The organism is Pontibacillus yanchengensis Y32 (assembly GCF_000770635.1).
Lineage (GTDB): Bacteria > Bacillota > Bacilli > Bacillales > BH030062 > Pontibacillus > Pontibacillus yanchengensis.
The window spans coordinates 40769-56992 of the sequence record NZ_AVBF01000023.1 but is presented as its reverse complement, the minus strand read 5'-3'; the positions used below and the strand labels follow the sequence as shown (position 1 = coordinate 56992).

The window sequence follows — 16224 nt, the reverse complement described above, 5'->3', positions numbered from 1 at the left end:
TGCCATAAAATTGATCGAGTTTGCTATGCGTAGTAGCGACCTTTTGCCACAATTATGGGCTCTGGAGTGACTTTTGAATATCAGGAGCAACTACAGTTTTGGTGACTTGCGCCGTACCAACCAAGGTCGGATTTGCGTCAGGGTGTATGAAGACCTTTGTGAGCGAGTTTTCGAAATTAGGAGCGAGTTTCTAAAAACAGGAGCGACTCTCGCCACATATAGATCAACTTTTCTAAAATAGGAGCGAAAACCTAAAACTCCCTTTTCTGCCCATGTTTCCGTCCCTCCCAAAACAGCAAAGGTGGCCGTGGAACAAGGAGACTCCCGCCGGAGAAAGAGGTAGGCGAGACCCCGCAGAGCCCCGCTCTTGGGCTCGAGGAGGCTTGCCAGCTCGCCGGCAGGACGCGAGTTGTTCCACGGCCACCTTTATTCTCACGAAAGCAACGGAAACATCCATCTTTTTAGACCAGTTAGTAATGGTAATTATATAAATTATCTCAAATCAAAGTCTTCAAAATTATGCTTCTTATCTTGAATAAGGCTATTTTGATTAGTTGATTCCAAAATCAAAACCAAACTTTAACAGAGCCACTCATATAAATACAGAGTACTCAACAGGGGTATGAAAACCTAATTTTTCTGCTAGGCGTATGGAGGAGGTGTTGGAAGCATCACACTCCAAATGTAACTTATCATATCTATTTTATAAGTTCCTTTCTCCAATTGTACACTTCCTAAAATATTACCATATTATACTCTCACAAAAAAAAGAAGCCCCCAAAAGGACTTCTATGATTTTAATGAATGTTTTTAACTAGGATCAATCTCATCATTTATGATTCGAGTTACCTTGGTTGACTCGCCATGCTCTATTTCCTCTTGTGTTGCATCTTCTCCATATGAATCTTCTTCATTCATAGTGGGAGCTACTTTTTCATCTTTTAGCAAATTTAAGTCATGTTTTTTAGGATCCATTCGTACTTCACATCCTTTTCTATGTTAATGTACGTGTAGTATGAGGAAAGGAATGCTAATCTATACTATGGTCTTCGATCATGACTCATTCGATCCAACAAATCAACATGCTTTCGATCTTTGTCTAGTATTCCCTTTACTATTCGGTGAGTTTCTTTGTCTAAATCGCCTTTTACTATTTCCTCGGAAATTTCAATACCATAGTAGCTCTCACCTTTCCTTGCACTTTCTATAATCCCATCTGTATCTTCTGGAATACTAAACTTCCCAATAAAACCTTGTAATGATCCTACAATTCCTTCATCATCTACTGGTTTACCACCTAAATTTTGAATTCGTTCAGCAACCCTTTGAGCATGCTCTTTATGGTCTTGTTGAATTCCTTGGAATTCTTTTTTTACATACCGATCCTTCAGCTTGCCTATGTAATGTTCATAAGCATGGATACCCATGTATTGACCTTGTAGAAATTTATTTAACGTTTTTACTACATCCTCATTCGACATGCCTATCCCTCCTAGTCGTTACTAGTATTTCGAATAACGGAAGGATTATGCGAAGACAGTCAATGATTAGTCAGCAGGGTAAATCAAGCCTATTTGTTTTCTAGCAGTTTCCATAATGACTGCTGTGGTAAGGGAATTTTGTAAAGTATTAATAGTGGACATTTTCTTCCCTTGTTGTATTAAGCGGATAAACTCTTCACCTTCATAGTACATTTCCTCTTGCTCATGAGGTTCGCTTATCGTTTCCACTGATCCATCTTTATATTTGATTTCTACATATTCTGGAGTCGATATATTTTCGTGAATGATCATACTTGCTTCTTCTCCTTGAATTTCAGAAGGTAAATGAGAATCATTCATTTTTGAATGCATTATCACCGCATCCATATCGTTGTATTGAGCTAGGATACTACCTGATCCATCAGCTCCTGAGTCGAGTAATACCCCTGAAGCCTTGATACTTTCAGGTTCCCCAAACAAAACAACCAATGGATAAATACAATACACACCTAAATCCATTAAGGAGCCATTTGAATAGGTAGGATTAAATGCATTCAATACAGTCCCTTCTTTATAAGCATCATAACGTGATGAGTACTTACTATAGCTAGCAACATATCGACGCACTTTACCTAGTTTATACAAATTGTCTTGTATTCGTTTAAAATTCGGGACAAGTGTTGTTCTCATAGCTTCCATTAACACAACCTCATTCTTCGTAGCTGCATCAATCATTGCCTGGGTTTCCTTAATATTTGAAGCAAGGGGCTTTTCACATAGCACATGCTTCTTATGATTCAAGAACACTATTGCTTGCTTACTATGTACATAATTTGGACTCGCAATATATACAGCATCTATAGTGTCACTCTTTGCCATATCTTTATAGTCTGTAAACGTTTTTGAAATATTATACTTTCGTGCAAATTCCTCTGCTTTTTCCTCTGTACGCGAGTGTACTGCTGTTAATTCAAACTCTTTTAAGTCCTTAACAGACTCTAGAAAACGATCTGTAATCCAATTTGTACCTATTACCCCGAACTTTACCATTCATATATTTCCCCTTTCAATTAGTAACCTATTTGACAAATATTCCATTATGAGAATTTTTCACCTTTTATATGTTAATATTGTATCATTAGCATTGAGTAACATGTTCTTAGAAATTGGGGGAAAATTCAGTGAGCACGTATTTCACACTACTGTTTTTGTTTATACTCGCATCCTATATGGTACATACAACCGTTAAGAATAAAAATGAGAGAGTTAAAGCTATCTACAATAAAACCTTTTTCACGTTATTGATTTTAGATATTTTTGGCGCACTCCTATTAAGTCCCTATAAAAACTATGATCCTATGGTTGGATCTGGTCATGAAATGCTGTTCAACATCTCCATTGGAATGGGAATATTTTTTTTAGTGGGCTATATCCTTTCTTCCTCATTACCTACCAAAACATCCTAAGCTCCCTCAGTTTATGAGGGTCCCATTGTCATCCATCAAAATCAACTAGCTTCCTTTATAATCGATTAATTCTTTTAGTTTTTCAGTCTCACTAAGGTTGAGTTTTCGATAATCTCCTTCTTCCATTTTGATAATAGCCTCTCGTTTAGCTAACCAAATTTCTGAACGAACTAAGCTTATACCTCTCTCAGTACTATTCACCATTATATATATATCAGGTTCCTCATCCATCGTTACGTTCTCCAGTTGTTTACTATACAACATTAATTGCAAAAGCCGGTCCACGGTTTTCTGACTTTGTGCATTTGTAATTACTTTATCATAGTTAATTCTTTGCTGAGGTCCCTCCCCCTCATATCCAACCATTACCTTTCTTGTGACGGTACTTGTTTGCTTTTCCCCAACAATGTAGCCTCCTAGAAATACGATACTTATAAGAAGTATGGACATCGCAATCTTAAATGCATGACTCATATACATGCTTCCTTCCTACTTATTTGCGAATTTAAAAAATATAAACATTTAATATAAGATATTATTCATAATCATACCGAATTTGAATTCTTTTAACTTGGTCATCTCTTATGATAAATAGTATAGTATTGGACTTGCCTCCATATATCATTGCATCTTTTTCAATACGGTATTGATTACCATATGCTTTCACAACATTCTGGGTAGTATCACCTACTGTAATTCCATGTTGCGTCATAATAATAGGTTGAGTAAATGAAAACGACTTTAACCAAGTTTGGTTTTTTGATTTCTCAAACGTGAACGATGCTTCTCGATAGTGAAAATCATATTGAGTTCCTTTAATAGAATCATACTCCTCAATAGACTTTGGTTCACCTAGAATATCTTTTAACTGTTCTATAGACAGGTTATTTCTAGAAATAACGTTGTTTTGAAAGAAAGCTTTTTCTTCTGGAATCTCTAGTTTAATAGAATGGTTTTCTTTTTTTAAATTGTTTATTTGTTTTTGTAAAGATTGAATCTTTTGCTCTGCTTCTTTTAGAGCATTTGAATTGCTTTTTGATGAATTAGTTTCATTAAGAGAAAAGACGTTACTGCTAAACCATGCACTTATACACAATACCATTACTACTAAAATTAGATACATGAACGTTCGATTCATTATTAACCCCTATTCAGATTTACTTATTAACGATTATATAAAGTATATCCCTCTGTACTAGAAGGAAACTTACATTTTTTGCACCCCATATCATAGAGCTTCCACTAGGAATGATAAAATGACTTTATCTAAAGACAATATATTAACAATGAAATACTCAGCCCAAATTGTGGGATTCACGTCCTTATCCCACTCATTATATCCTTTCCTAGATTAGGTACAGAAAATAAACTAGATGAGTTTATACATCTCTAGTTATGGGCACTCTCTTTTTCGCGTGTAAGGCACACTTTATAAAATGTAAAAGAAAAAATGTATTGTTAATTGGCTTATTTCCCCTCTCACTAGGTTTACTTATCTATAGTTTTTTCAAAGACCATTTGTTAAAATTTAAGGGAATCTTAAATAGGAAAATAAGATCATCCCCTCTTCGCATCGCTAAATAGGAACACTATTTTTTCCCTTATTTTACAACAGCCATCCTACATAAACGCCTGCTAAAAAAATGGTCACCAAAAAAATAAAATGCAGAACAAACCATGCCCATCGACCATACCATAATGATTTAACATGTATTGGTTTACGATCCTCCTGAGGTATAAGTCGTCCTCCTATGTATTCAAATACCAAAAGATATACCCACCATACTGCATATGAGTCGAATGTATCCCAATAAGTTGTGTATTCAATAATTTCTGTGTACTCTTCCAATAACTTTTCAACTAATATTCCAAGATTCACCATCCCCATATAAAAAGGAATCTTCCATGCCCATCTTTTAGGACTATAGCGAACCCCCAATAAAACATAATATGGAAAAGCAGTCAAAATAGCAGAAACCGGCATTTTTATACCAAGATGAAACGGAACGACTGGAAATTTATAAAAGTTAAGTAATAGGAAGATCATACAAAGTATATTTCCAATTAACCCACTTAAAAAAAACAAAAGACCATAACGTTTCCAATTAATTCTTAATATAAAATAAGCACCCAATAAACTACCTATAACGACAGATAACATGATGAAATGCTCTAAAGGATATTGTAAAAAATCAGACATATTTTTCTCCTCAATCTTAAAAAATAATATAAAGAAATATTTTCTTATTTTTCACAAGTTCCCTTTCTTTTATACAAAAAAAGGAAAACCCTTCCATATAAATGGTGGTTTTCCTTTGGAGGATAAAAGCTTTATTAAAATCCTAAACATTACAACAAAACAACAAGCAATACAATCAGTATAAGAAGATTCTTCATAGGAATCACCTCGTGAATAGTTTTCCAACTTAGTTTGCAACTATTCATACTTCTTGTATGGATTTCATTAAAATTGTTTTATCCAATACTGGTTTTTCTTACCTTTTCCTTTTTCGGAAAGAGGAAATAACTAATAGTAATCATTAGGTCAATCCCCAAAATGACTGTCCATGTTCTTCCTAATTGCACCAGAGGCTCTGTTTGATTAGTATCTCGTAAAAACAATACCATTCCTGCTAGTAATCCAATTCCAATTAGGTAAGATATGAGGTGGCGTAACCACCCTTTAAAATAGTGGACAGCTTTTTGCATACCAAACAGTTTTTTTGGTTTTGGTCCTTGTTTTATTACATAATAAGAAAACTGTTCATCAGCCCATTCGATCATCCGCTTTCCAAAACCAATAGAAATACCTATATATACTGCTGCCAGTCCATGTATAACTGTAGCTTTAGATCCATAATAAAGATCAATACCAGTAACTACTAGAAGTACAATATCGATAACAGGAGTTAAGGCTAAAAGGAATAAGCCAAGTTTTTTCTTATTCCATATATATCGAGTAACTAATCCAAATACAATGAACAACCAAAAGCCAATTTCACAGGCAACAATCAACCAGGCAAGATTCACTAAAATCCTCCTCTTATACTTATGATTCATGACCTTTTATGCACCTTCTACATTTTACCATATTCTTCTATATTATGTAGTGTACTATGGCTATTAGGATTTGTATTTACACTAAATAAAAAGGGTAAGAGTTATTCAAGATACGAGGCATAATTTGAAGACTTTAAGTAGAGATATTGTGGCGACCATGACAATATTCTGAGCAGCTTGTTCAAAACAGGAGCGTCCGCTATTTTGGAGAGATACAGCTCCCTAGCCGGAATCGGATGTGCGATGAAATGTGTGCTGGGAGCCTTTGCGAGCGAGTATTCGAAATTTGGAGCAACTTTCCGGATATAGGAGCGACTCTTGCCAAATTCAAAGCAACTTTTCCAAATCAGGAGCGACCACCCCAATTTTACTTCCTGGCTATGTTTCCGTTCATCCCAATAATAGCCACGGTAGTAGTGGAACAAGGAGGCTCCCGGCGGAGAATGAGGTAGGCAGGCAAGATCCCCGAGGGCGATTTCGGCACAACGTATATAAAACAAAACGACCAGAGTATGAACAACTGGTCGTTTTACATTGCTAATTATTATAAGAGCTTATTCTTCATACATTTTTTGCCAAACCTACTCATGAGCAGCTAGGTTAATTTCTTCTTTCGCATGTTCTTGTAATTTTGCGTAAGCTTCTTTTTCTTGCTCAAACCATACTCGATCCGATTGTTCTTTACATGTTTTATTTTCAAGGTCAATATCAAGTGTTGTTTTATACTCATAGGTAGCGTTACCTCTTAATTTGATAACGTATTCGTCCCCTTGTTTTTCCACAACACAAATGACATAGCCGCCACGATTATAGACATAGATTTCTTTACTTAGTTGATTGATTTCTAACAACACAGTCGTTAATGAAGAGGCAGACATAGCCGTTCCGCATGCATTGGTCAAGCCTACACCTCGTTCATAGGTCCGCACAAATATCTTTTGATCTCCCAATGGTTGAATGAAACTAACATTTACTCCTGATGGTAATAAGTTCTTATCTTCATTAGCTTGTTTGCCAATGGACGATAGATTCTCATCATGAATTTCAGGTACCATTGTAATTAAATGGGGATTTGGGACAGATACAGCCGTAAATGTGAGGTCTTCAGATAATGTTTCAATCGGCAACTCCACATGAAGCTTCTTCTCTGTTTTCATAAACAATTGTGGGTCTAAACGGACTGGCTCGATAGATACTTCATAAGCAGGGACATCATCATAGATTTCCCCTTTTTTGACAACGGATAAATCTGCTTCGTTCGTTTCCACCATTATTTCGTTTCTATCTAATTTCTCACACACATAACGCCCGACACAACGAAGTCCATTCCCACACATTTCAGCCTCGGAACCATCTGGGTTAAACATTCTCATCCTAGCATCTGCATGGTTACTAGGCATCGTGAACAATATACCATCAGCTCCAATTAATCCATCTCTATCGCATAGCGTAGTTGCAATTGATACGCGATCAGATTCACTAAAATGATAGGTTTGAAACAGTTCATCTATAAGTACAAAGTCATTATTCGATCCGTGACACTTTATAATCTCTATGTTCAAGAAAGCCACTCCCTTTCTTACAGTAACGTACTCTATGTTATTGTCCTTTTTTTTAGTCGTTTTTTCAAGCCCAAACCATTAGTTTCGCTCTCGTTCAATATAAGTTGTAAAAAAAGTCTCTAAGGAATGGTACTCCTTAGAGACTTAAAAAATCTACTCACTTTTTATGAAGCTTGACTTTCGCCTTCTCCTAGTGCATGAAGACGTTCATTAATTTCATCTTGACTCATATTATGCTCTTCTACATAACGGTTACGTTCATGGACTCTACATTCAGGTGTACAGCCTCTCATATACTTGTACTCATTTTCTTCGGAGCATAGAATTTGCTTATTACAGTCAGGATTAGAACAATTTACATATCGTTCACATGGTTTCCCATCAAAATGGTCCACCCCTACGACAACATGTTCTGTCTGGTTAACTGGCACACTAATGCGTTCATCAAACACATACATTTGCCCATCCCATAGCTGACCTTGTACTTCTGGGTCCTTGCCATATGTGGCAATTCCTCCGTGAAGCTGTCCAACGTTCTCGAAGCCTTCTTTCTTCAACCAGCCAGAGAACTTTTCACAACGGATTCCGCCTGTACAATAGGTTAGAATTTGTTTGCCTTCTAACATTTCTTTATTTTCACGAACCCAATCCGGTAGCTCACGGAATGAATTAATATCTGGACGAATAGCGCCACGGAAATGACCGAGATCATACTCATAATCATTACGGGCATCAAGAATAATTGTATTTTCATCGTGCATTTTTTGATAAAATTCTTTCGGTTCCAGGTACTCCCCTGTTAAATCATGCGGATTAATATCATCCTCAAGACGCAACGTTACCAATTCAGGACGTGGACGAACATGCATTTTCTTAAATGCATGACCACTTGCTTCATCAATTTTAAATGGCATATCGGCAAAAAGAGAATCATTGTTCATCGCTTCCATATACTTCTCCGTTTGCTCTTTAGGCCCTGATACTGTACCGTTAATCCCTTCAGATGCGACAAGGATTCTTCCCTTTAAACCCAAGCTATTGCAGAACTCAAGATGATTTTGTGCAAATTGCTCAGGATCTTCAATCGTTACATATTTATAATAAAGCAATACTTGATAATTGTTTTTCTCTTCCATTGTTGATTCCACCTATCTATTTATATTTGCAGGATATAAAATTAGGCAACTGAGCTGTTGATGGTAATATTGATCACCAGGCCGTTTTTCCGATAAAAAACGAACACCTCTTAAAACCACCTTTATCCATACTACAACGTAATATTATAAGGCTAAAGGTGGTTGTTTTGCAATAGTTAATTTTGATAATTAAATTCCTATTGTAAAAGTGACTATAATCACTTAAAAGCATTTTTCTATCCTTAAATTTCAAAATCTACAACAACTATATCTGATAGTCCTATTTCTTTTAAGTAAGACACTACTTCTTGGTGCTTCTCATGTGGTCCATAATTTTCTAGAGATTGCTTGTCTTCAAAACGTACTGTTAACCCCAATTCAAACCCTTGGCTTCTATCTGAAAAATTCACCCCTGCCTGGATATCAATAATCCCAGGTATCTCTTGTTTAAGAGACTTCAATTGAGTGATTGCTTCCTTTTTTTGATCCTCTGTTGTTTGGTCGTTAAATTTGAATATAACTATATGTTCGATCATTGTTTTTTCATCCTTTCTTTAAAAAAATGTTCCCAAGCTTTTTGCATTGAAACACTTGATATTGAGGATTCATTATAACATTTCAAAACACAAGAAAGCTTTAATGTAACAAAAGCATTAATACATGCCTTTTATCTTTAATTGGAGTAAGAAATCCCTATTGAGATTTCTTATTATATAGAATTATTTAATCGGAAGTTGGAAGGTTAATATTAAGTGGCTATTGATTAAGAACTTTATTACAAATATTATACATGAATGCTTGATTATTTTGTGTCTTTACCTTTATCTCACGCAATTATGTGGAAATATACGCTACTATCATGAACCATGTTAATACCTTGCTAAGAAGGGAGAATCTTTTTGGAATCAATATGGTTAGAATATACATGGACGTTATTAATACTAATAGGGCTAGAGGGGTTATTATCAGCTGATAACGCACTAGTACTTGCGATCATTGCTAAGCATTTACCAAAAGAAGAAAAAGAGAGGGCCATTAAATACGGTATTTTTATGGCCTTTGCATTCAGGTTTATTGCTCTTTTTGCTATTTCGTTTATTGCTAATGTGTGGCAAATACAAGCAATAGGTGCTGCTTATCTTCTTTATTTAGGCTTAAAACATGTTATTAAAGCTCAGTTTGGAAAAGAAAACGAAAACATTGAAGAGGATTTGAAAGAAGAAACTACTGGTAAAGGCTTTTGGCCAACAGTAGGTAAGATTGCTCTCGCAGACCTTGCGTTTGCAATTGATTCTATTCTTGCTGCAGTAGCCCTAGCGCTAGGTCTTCCAAATTCTCCTATAGGTGATTTTGGGGGTATGGATGGCGGAAAATTTATTATAGTTGTACTAGGAGGCATTGCCGGGCTTATATTAATCAAATATGCTGCTACTTGGTTTGTAAAATTACTTGAAAAACGGCCAGCATTAGAAACCACCGCTTATGCTATTGTAGCATGGGTCGGGGTTAAATTAGCGGTTATCACACTTGCTCATAAGGAAATTGGTGTATTGCCTCACCACTTTCCACATAGCACAAGTTGGACAGTAACATTCTACGGAGTTCTGGTAGCAATTGGTTTGTTGGGGTGGTTTGCACCAGAAGGTAAATTGCTTAAAAAGAATGAGAGCTAAGGATGTTTACTTTCAAATACATGACTTAAATTAATAGCCCCATTGCTTCCCTATTTTTCTATCCAATTCCCAAATAAGTCGCCACGATGTTGGCTACTACGCTATTCTTATAAAATAAGCACGGTTAACCAACAAAGGTTAACCGTGCCATTTTATTCTAGGAATAGTTTTGATTTTTCATTTCAGATTTGATGACATCCATCGTCTCGTCTTGATTCAAATAAGAATGAGATATACCTAAAGCTTCGAGTAACGGTTTTATTGTTTCATATAAAGCTTTATTGGCAACTTGTACTTCATTTGGAATCCCTAGATTCATGAATTGATCCTTAATAAATCGTTGTAAATGAGAAGGAGGTAATGCAGGGTGTACTTGAGCGTCAAGCATTTGCTGCTGCTCGGGTGCAAAAAAGACCGTTACTTCCACATAATATGGACGGACACCTTCCTCCTCCTGAACTGGGTCTGGTAAGAAAAATTGATCCAATCGCATAGGCTCATTTAGACGTTTTTGAAATTTTAATGGTTCCATTTCTTCTTGAGCTAAATACAGTTCGTGGTCATACTTAACATCTTCAACATGTGCCATTAGGGTAGATATTTCAAATCCATCTTCAGCTTCTAAAATGGCAAAGTATTCTGGTGGCTTTGTTTTAATCTCTTTTTCATCGATAGTTGAATCTAATAACTCAAGTATCACAGATAAAATATAACTAACATGTTTCTTTTCCTTATGATTCACATACCATGGATGGTAAGTTGGTAAAAAGCTTCTTAGTTGTGGCCATTGATTTTTACCTCTAAACGTTAACTGCTGGGCTTTAATTTCCTGGTAATCGGTTTTAGTTAGTTCCTCTCGATCTACAAATGTCACTAATAGGTTTTGCATCTCATACGTATCTTCTTCTTCAAATTGATTTCTTAAAATTTTGTCCATCTCTCGTAAGCCTTGTGATCCAAAGTATATTGCAACACCAAATTCTTGGCCATTACTTCCTAAAATAGAACAAAAGCTAAACTGTCCAAAATCTTCTTGCCATTCTATAGGATTTTCAATAGCAATTACTTGATGATCGCTTATTTTCTTCCAAGGCTTGCGCTGTTTGAACGCTACGATATTATCAAATAATTCTTGATTAATATCTCCTTGTGATTTTTCTTTTTCATGAAACTTTTTCAGTAATTTTTTATTGATAGCATCTATATATACTTTTTCATCCTTAATTTCTTCAGAGCCTTCCCATGTTATCCTTCCGTCTTCTTTAGGTGCTGTCCCTCTTACTCTTGTGCAACGCGGATAAATCATCTCAGGTAGCTGTTCAAATGTCTCCTCTAATTCTACCGTGTGTAACCAGTCATCTCCGAAATCATATTGATACGTAAGTGTATCCCCAGGAGATGTCAACCAAGCATCTATCCTTTCATTATCTTCAAAATAATCAACAGGAAATAGATCTTCACCTAGGTTCATACCTATTTTCACTGGCACTTCACCATTCTTGAGTAATGTAAACATATGAACATGGCTGTCTTGCCAATTGTAGCAAGATTGGATTACATTATGGAGATTCTGAAATGTGAAATTAGAAGGAATTTCCACCCTTCTCCATACTGGTACCTCTTCTCCTTCTAGTTTTATCTTTAGCTGATAAATCATAATTTCCTCCTCTGACACTCTTGATGTAGGAACTGAAGATAAGCATAAGCTTCCACCGAGCACAGTCTTCAGGATGTAACGTAATCAAGAAGATTGCTGGCGCTGGAGTATGATTTAAACACTGTATAGTGGAAAGTTATTGTTCCTCCCCCTCTAGAGCTGTGATAAACTGGGGTATATAGTCTGATTGCTTCGTTTAGTTAAGGAGGGAACATCACGTGTTTGCCATATTAATTGTATGCATGATTATCATGGTGGCAGTGCTTCTTCTGACGATGGCTGCTATTTCAAAAGGGTACCAGTACAATCATACTGTCGATCCTTTACCGGATGAAATTCCAGCCGATCATAATGAAAACCACTCCAATAAAAAAGCATAATAACCAAGCATTATATAAATACTCCTTCCTTTACAGGTAAGGAGATTTTTTATACCAACGAAGAATAATTTCGTAATCATTCCTTATCGTTCCCTAATCATATGCAAACTCAAACATAGGATGGAGCAGATATAAGTTAACAGAAGAAATCATATTTTGTGTCATACAAAGAAAATCGGGTACTATAGGAATAGAGTAACCTGTAGAGAGGTGTATATTAATTATGTGGAACAATCCATTAGCTACTCATACACAGTGGTCGAGTAACATTTCTAATAAACAAGCTAAACAACACGTTGCTGATCAAATAGCACAAAGGGCAAAAGATGGAGACGTAATAGGGGTCGGGTCAGGATCGACTTCTTTTCTAGCGCTTCAAACTATAGCCGATTATGTAAAAGAAAAAGGATATAAGGTCACTGCCATTCCCACTTCACAGGAGGTAATGATTACCTGTGCAACACTGGGCATTCCCACAACTACTTTGGCCACAGCTAAACCAGACTGGGCATTTGACGGAGCAGATGAAGTGGACCCTAACCATCATTTAATTAAAGGACGAGGTGGTGCCATGTTTCACGAAAAGCTCGTTATAGCCAGCTCACCAGAAAATTACATCCTCGTAGACCAATCAAAATTCGTAAACCGTTTGGGAGAAAAATTCCCTGTGCCAATTGAAGTTGATCAACGCGCACTTCACCTTGTGGAAACGAAATTATCCACTTTTCCTGTTGAAAAAGTCCACTTACGTCAAGCTACAGCTAAAGATGGCCCTGTTATAACAGAAGCTGGTAACCTCATACTCGATGCTTATTTTTCATCAATTGATAAAAATGATGAGATGAGACTTGCTGCAATTCCAGGTGTTATCGAGACAGGTTTATTTATAGAATATAATATTAATGTAATATCCGTATAGAATAGTATGCTTACCTATAGGGGTTGTGAGTATCTTTTCAACCTGTATTAAAGCAATGGTTCCCACTAGTCTGTAGGTCAATAAAAGACCACACTGTATAATAGACAGATTACAAGAGAAAAATAGAAGAAATTCTCTAATACCAGTGTGGTGATTAAATGGAAATGGACCAAAGTGTTACCAACAAAATGACAGATGCCTACAATTTAATAGAAAAAGCTAATGATATGATTACTAGCATTTTCTTTGAGAGTGTACTCTTTTCATTACAATGGTGGATTGGTTTCATTTTAGCTGTTGTTCCTTGGGTTCTATGGATTTTTTTAAGAAAAAAAGATAGTACCTGGCGTTTGTTAACAGCAGGTCTTTTTGTACTTTTTGTATCATCGTGGTTTGATTTAATCGGTATTAGTTTGGGGTTATGGCATTATCATTCGGAAGTAGTGCCTACAATACCAGCTTTCTTTCCTTGGGATTTCACATTACTACCTGTTATTACAATGGCTTTAATCCAAATTAAACCAAACGTAAATCCTGTCATCAAAGCTATCATTTTTGCATTTTTAAGTTCATATGTAGCTGAAACTATATTCGAATGGCTTGATATGTACGATCGTGAGGAGTGGAAGCTATACTATTCCTTCTTTATTTACATTATCATTTACTTACTAGCTGATTTCATTGCAACACGAAAAAGTTATGCTCCTCTGTAACAGGAGAATGTAGCACCTTACTAAATAGCATCAATGAACAAAAGCTCAGGATGTGCGGTTTTCCACGTACAAACTGCATCCGATGATGTTACCATGTTTATTTTAAGCTAGACGATAAGAAAAGAACCATAAGAACATTCTTATGGTTCTTACATTACTCATATAAATGGCATGCAGTAAAATGATTCTCTCTCACTTCTTTCCACTCTGGCACTTGCTTTGCACAAATATCCATTGCATGAGGACATCTTGTACGGAAAACACATCCACTTGGAGGATTTAATGGACTAGGGACATCACCACTAACGACGATTCGTTCTCTATCCTTTAATTTTGGATCTGGCACGGGCACTGCTGAGAGCAATGCTTGTGTGTAAGGATGTAGCGGGTTTTCATGAAGTTCATCACTTGATGCCAGTTCCATCATATTCCCCAAATACATAACTAAAATGCGATCTGAGATGTATTTCACCATCGATAAATCATGTGCTATAAATAAATAGGTTAACCCCATTTGTTTTTGTAGCTTTTGAAGTAAATTCACCACTTGAGCTTGGATTGATACGTCTAAAGCTGATATAGGCTCATCGCAGACAATAAATTTCGGCTCCACTGCTAACGCACGTGCAATCCCAATGCGTTGTCGTTGACCTCCACTAAATTCATGAGGAAATCGACTAATATGCTCTGCATCAAGCCCCACTAAATCAAGTAGTTCTAAAATCCGTTCCTTACGTTTCTTACCGCGTGCTAATCCGTGGATATCAAGAGCTTCTCCGATTATATCCTCAACAGTCATTCTTGGATTCAAGGAAGCATAAGGATCCTGGAAAATCATCTGTATTTCTCTTCGAAGCTGTTTTAACTTTTTACCAGAGTACTGATTGATATCTTCTCCATTAAAGTACACATCTCCAGCTGTTGGTTTGTGAAGTCTAATAATGGTTCGTCCAGCCGTAGATTTACCACATCCTGATTCACCAACTAGTCCGACTGTTTCTCCTTCATATATATCTAATGATACATTCTCCACAGCTTTTAAATGTTGCTTATTCACTTTAAAATATTTCGTTAAACCTTTCACTTGTAATAGAGGTTCTCTTCCCTCCTTTGTCACAACCGCTTCATACGTATTCTCCTTGGAACCCATCAAGATTCTCCTCCCTACATCATTTTATTCTGATGCCTTTGCTAATGGGTGGTGCAACCAACATGAAGCATGTTGATTTCCCCCCATATATTCAAATGACGGATTATGGTCACGACACACTTCCATTGCATATTCACAACGAGCGAAAAACGGACAACCTTCTGTAGGATCCATTAAGTCAGGAGGAGATCCTATGATAGGAATAAGAGGTTGCTTTTTATCTTGATCCAGTCTAGGAACGGACTTCATCAGCCCTTTTGTGTATGGATGTTGTGGTGTTTCAAACACTTCTTCTACTGTACCTGTTTCGATAACTTGTCCAGCATACATTACTACTACATGGTCACATGTTTCTGCGACAACACCCAGGTCATGAGTAATCAAGATTATGGATGTTCCTGTTTTATTTTGTAAATCTTTCATTAGCTTCAATATTTGCGCCTGGATAGTCACGTCAAGTGCTGTCGTGGGTTCATCTGCTATTAAGAGATCAGGTTCACAAGCCAGAGAAATTGCTATCATGGCTCGTTGCCGCATCCCCCCGGAAAATTCGTGTGGATATTGATCAACACGCTTTTCAGGTTGTGGAATGCCTACAAGATTTAGCAATTCGATTGCCTGTGACCTTGCCTCTTTTCTTGAGACATCTTTATGTTTTAAAATCCCTTCTGTAATCTGAGCTCCCACTTTTGTAGTAGGGTTTAAGGAGGTCATAGGATCCTGAAAAATCATGCCAATTTCATTTCCTCTTATCCTCTGCATGTCCCGTTCTGATTTTGCCAATATATTGTCTCCATTAAACAATATTTCTCCCTGTTTATACTCAGCTGGAGGTTTAGGCAGTAACTGCATAATGGATTTGGCTGTTACACTCTTACCACAACCGGATTCCCCTACAATAGCCACCGTCTTTCCCTTTGGCACTGAAAAATTCACACCACGTACAGCCTGAACCTCTCCTCCAAAGGTATGAAAGGAAACAACCAAATCTTTCACTTCTAATATATTACTCACAAAAACCCTCCTT

Annotated in this window: 18 protein-coding genes; 5 read left to right on the top strand and 13 right to left on the bottom strand. The window is 36.5% G+C overall.

Annotation, left to right across the window (positions count from 1 at the left end; genetic code table 11):
- Positions 1–810 precede the first annotated feature (810 nt).
- From N782_RS21820 to N782_RS10060, 3 genes are all read right to left on the bottom strand, one after another.
- Positions 811–975, bottom strand: coding sequence for a hypothetical protein (locus tag N782_RS21820; RefSeq protein WP_202595686.1), 165 nt, complete (start codon positions 973–975; stop codon positions 811–813).
- A 65-nt stretch (positions 976–1040) separates the two neighbouring features.
- Entirely contained in the window at positions 1041–1481 is a 441-nt protein-coding gene (locus N782_RS10065) for a ferritin-like domain-containing protein (RefSeq protein WP_036819151.1), read from the bottom strand.
- 66 nt (positions 1482–1547) lie between these two features.
- Positions 1548–2531: a Gfo/Idh/MocA family protein gene (locus tag N782_RS10060; RefSeq protein ID WP_036819148.1), complete on the bottom strand. Its 984-nt coding sequence runs from the start codon at positions 2529–2531 to the stop codon at positions 1548–1550.
- Positions 2532–2662: 131 nt separating this feature from the next.
- On the opposite strand from N782_RS10060, the gene N782_RS10055 reads away from it, so the two are divergent.
- Positions 2663–2947 (top strand): hypothetical protein, encoded by a 285-nt coding sequence (locus tag N782_RS10055; RefSeq protein WP_036819145.1) that lies wholly within the window; start codon positions 2663–2665, stop codon positions 2945–2947.
- Between the two features lie 45 nt (positions 2948–2992).
- On the opposite strand, the gene N782_RS10050 is transcribed toward N782_RS10055, so the two are convergent.
- The 7 genes from N782_RS10050 to N782_RS10015 form a co-directional block, all read right to left on the bottom strand.
- Positions 2993–3421, bottom strand: a complete 429-nt coding sequence (locus N782_RS10050; protein WP_036819142.1) for a hypothetical protein — start codon at positions 3419–3421, stop codon at positions 2993–2995.
- 61 nt (positions 3422–3482) lie between these two features.
- The gene (locus N782_RS10045) at positions 3483–4085 is read right to left on the bottom strand and encodes a hypothetical protein (RefSeq protein ID WP_036819139.1); all 603 of its coding nucleotides are present in this window, start codon (positions 4083–4085) and stop codon (positions 3483–3485) included.
- Positions 4086–4553: 468 nt separating this feature from the next.
- Positions 4554–5147, bottom strand: coding sequence for a CBO0543 family protein (locus N782_RS10040; protein WP_036819137.1), 594 nt, complete (start codon positions 5145–5147; stop codon positions 4554–4556).
- A 275-nt stretch (positions 5148–5422) separates the two neighbouring features.
- Positions 5423–5977, bottom strand: coding sequence for a hypothetical protein (locus tag N782_RS10035; protein WP_036819134.1), 555 nt, complete (start codon positions 5975–5977; stop codon positions 5423–5425).
- A 611-nt stretch (positions 5978–6588) separates the two neighbouring features.
- Complete coding sequence (gene dapF / locus N782_RS10025; protein WP_036819130.1) at positions 6589–7569, bottom strand: diaminopimelate epimerase; 981 nt, start codon at positions 7567–7569, stop codon at positions 6589–6591.
- 164 nt (positions 7570–7733) lie between these two features.
- Positions 7734–8705: an oxygen-dependent tRNA uridine(34) hydroxylase TrhO gene (trhO, locus tag N782_RS10020; protein ID WP_036819127.1), complete on the bottom strand. Its 972-nt coding sequence runs from the start codon at positions 8703–8705 to the stop codon at positions 7734–7736.
- Positions 8706–8947: 242 nt separating this feature from the next.
- Positions 8948–9241, bottom strand: coding sequence for a Dabb family protein (locus tag N782_RS10015; protein ID WP_036819126.1), 294 nt, complete (start codon positions 9239–9241; stop codon positions 8948–8950).
- A 363-nt stretch (positions 9242–9604) separates the two neighbouring features.
- Between N782_RS10015 and N782_RS10010 the strand changes: the two genes are divergently transcribed.
- Positions 9605–10378, top strand: coding sequence for a TerC family protein (locus N782_RS10010; RefSeq protein WP_036819124.1), 774 nt, complete (start codon positions 9605–9607; stop codon positions 10376–10378).
- Positions 10379–10535: 157 nt separating this feature from the next.
- On the opposite strand, the gene N782_RS10005 is transcribed toward N782_RS10010, so the two are convergent.
- On the bottom strand, positions 10536–12035 hold the full coding sequence (locus tag N782_RS10005) for a plasmid pRiA4b ORF-3 family protein (RefSeq protein WP_036819122.1): 1500 nt from the start codon (positions 12033–12035) through the stop codon (positions 10536–10538).
- 218 nt (positions 12036–12253) lie between these two features.
- Here N782_RS10005 and ytzI point away from each other — a divergent pair, with 218 nt between their 5' ends.
- From ytzI to N782_RS09995, 3 genes are all read left to right on the top strand, one after another.
- Positions 12254–12415 (top strand): YtzI protein, encoded by a 162-nt coding sequence (gene ytzI / locus N782_RS21030; RefSeq protein WP_152600753.1) that lies wholly within the window; start codon positions 12254–12256, stop codon positions 12413–12415.
- A gap of 223 nt (positions 12416–12638) precedes the next feature.
- Positions 12639–13334, top strand: a complete 696-nt coding sequence (rpiA, locus tag N782_RS10000; RefSeq protein WP_084103045.1) for a ribose 5-phosphate isomerase A — start codon at positions 12639–12641, stop codon at positions 13332–13334.
- A 158-nt stretch (positions 13335–13492) separates the two neighbouring features.
- A complete protein-coding gene (locus N782_RS09995; RefSeq protein ID WP_036819118.1) occupies positions 13493–14047 on the top strand; it encodes a CBO0543 family protein in 555 nt (184 codons plus the stop codon).
- A gap of 154 nt (positions 14048–14201) precedes the next feature.
- Here the strand turns inward: N782_RS09995 and N782_RS09990 are convergent, their stop codons facing one another.
- Positions 14202–15197 carry an ABC transporter ATP-binding protein gene (locus N782_RS09990; RefSeq protein WP_052111282.1) on the bottom strand — a complete coding sequence of 332 codons (996 nt, stop codon included), beginning with the start codon at positions 15195–15197 and terminating at the stop codon, positions 14202–14204.
- Positions 15198–15221: 24 nt separating this feature from the next.
- Entirely contained in the window at positions 15222–16211 is a 990-nt protein-coding gene (locus tag N782_RS09985; protein WP_036819117.1) for an ABC transporter ATP-binding protein, read from the bottom strand.
- Positions 16212–16224 lie beyond the last annotated feature (13 nt).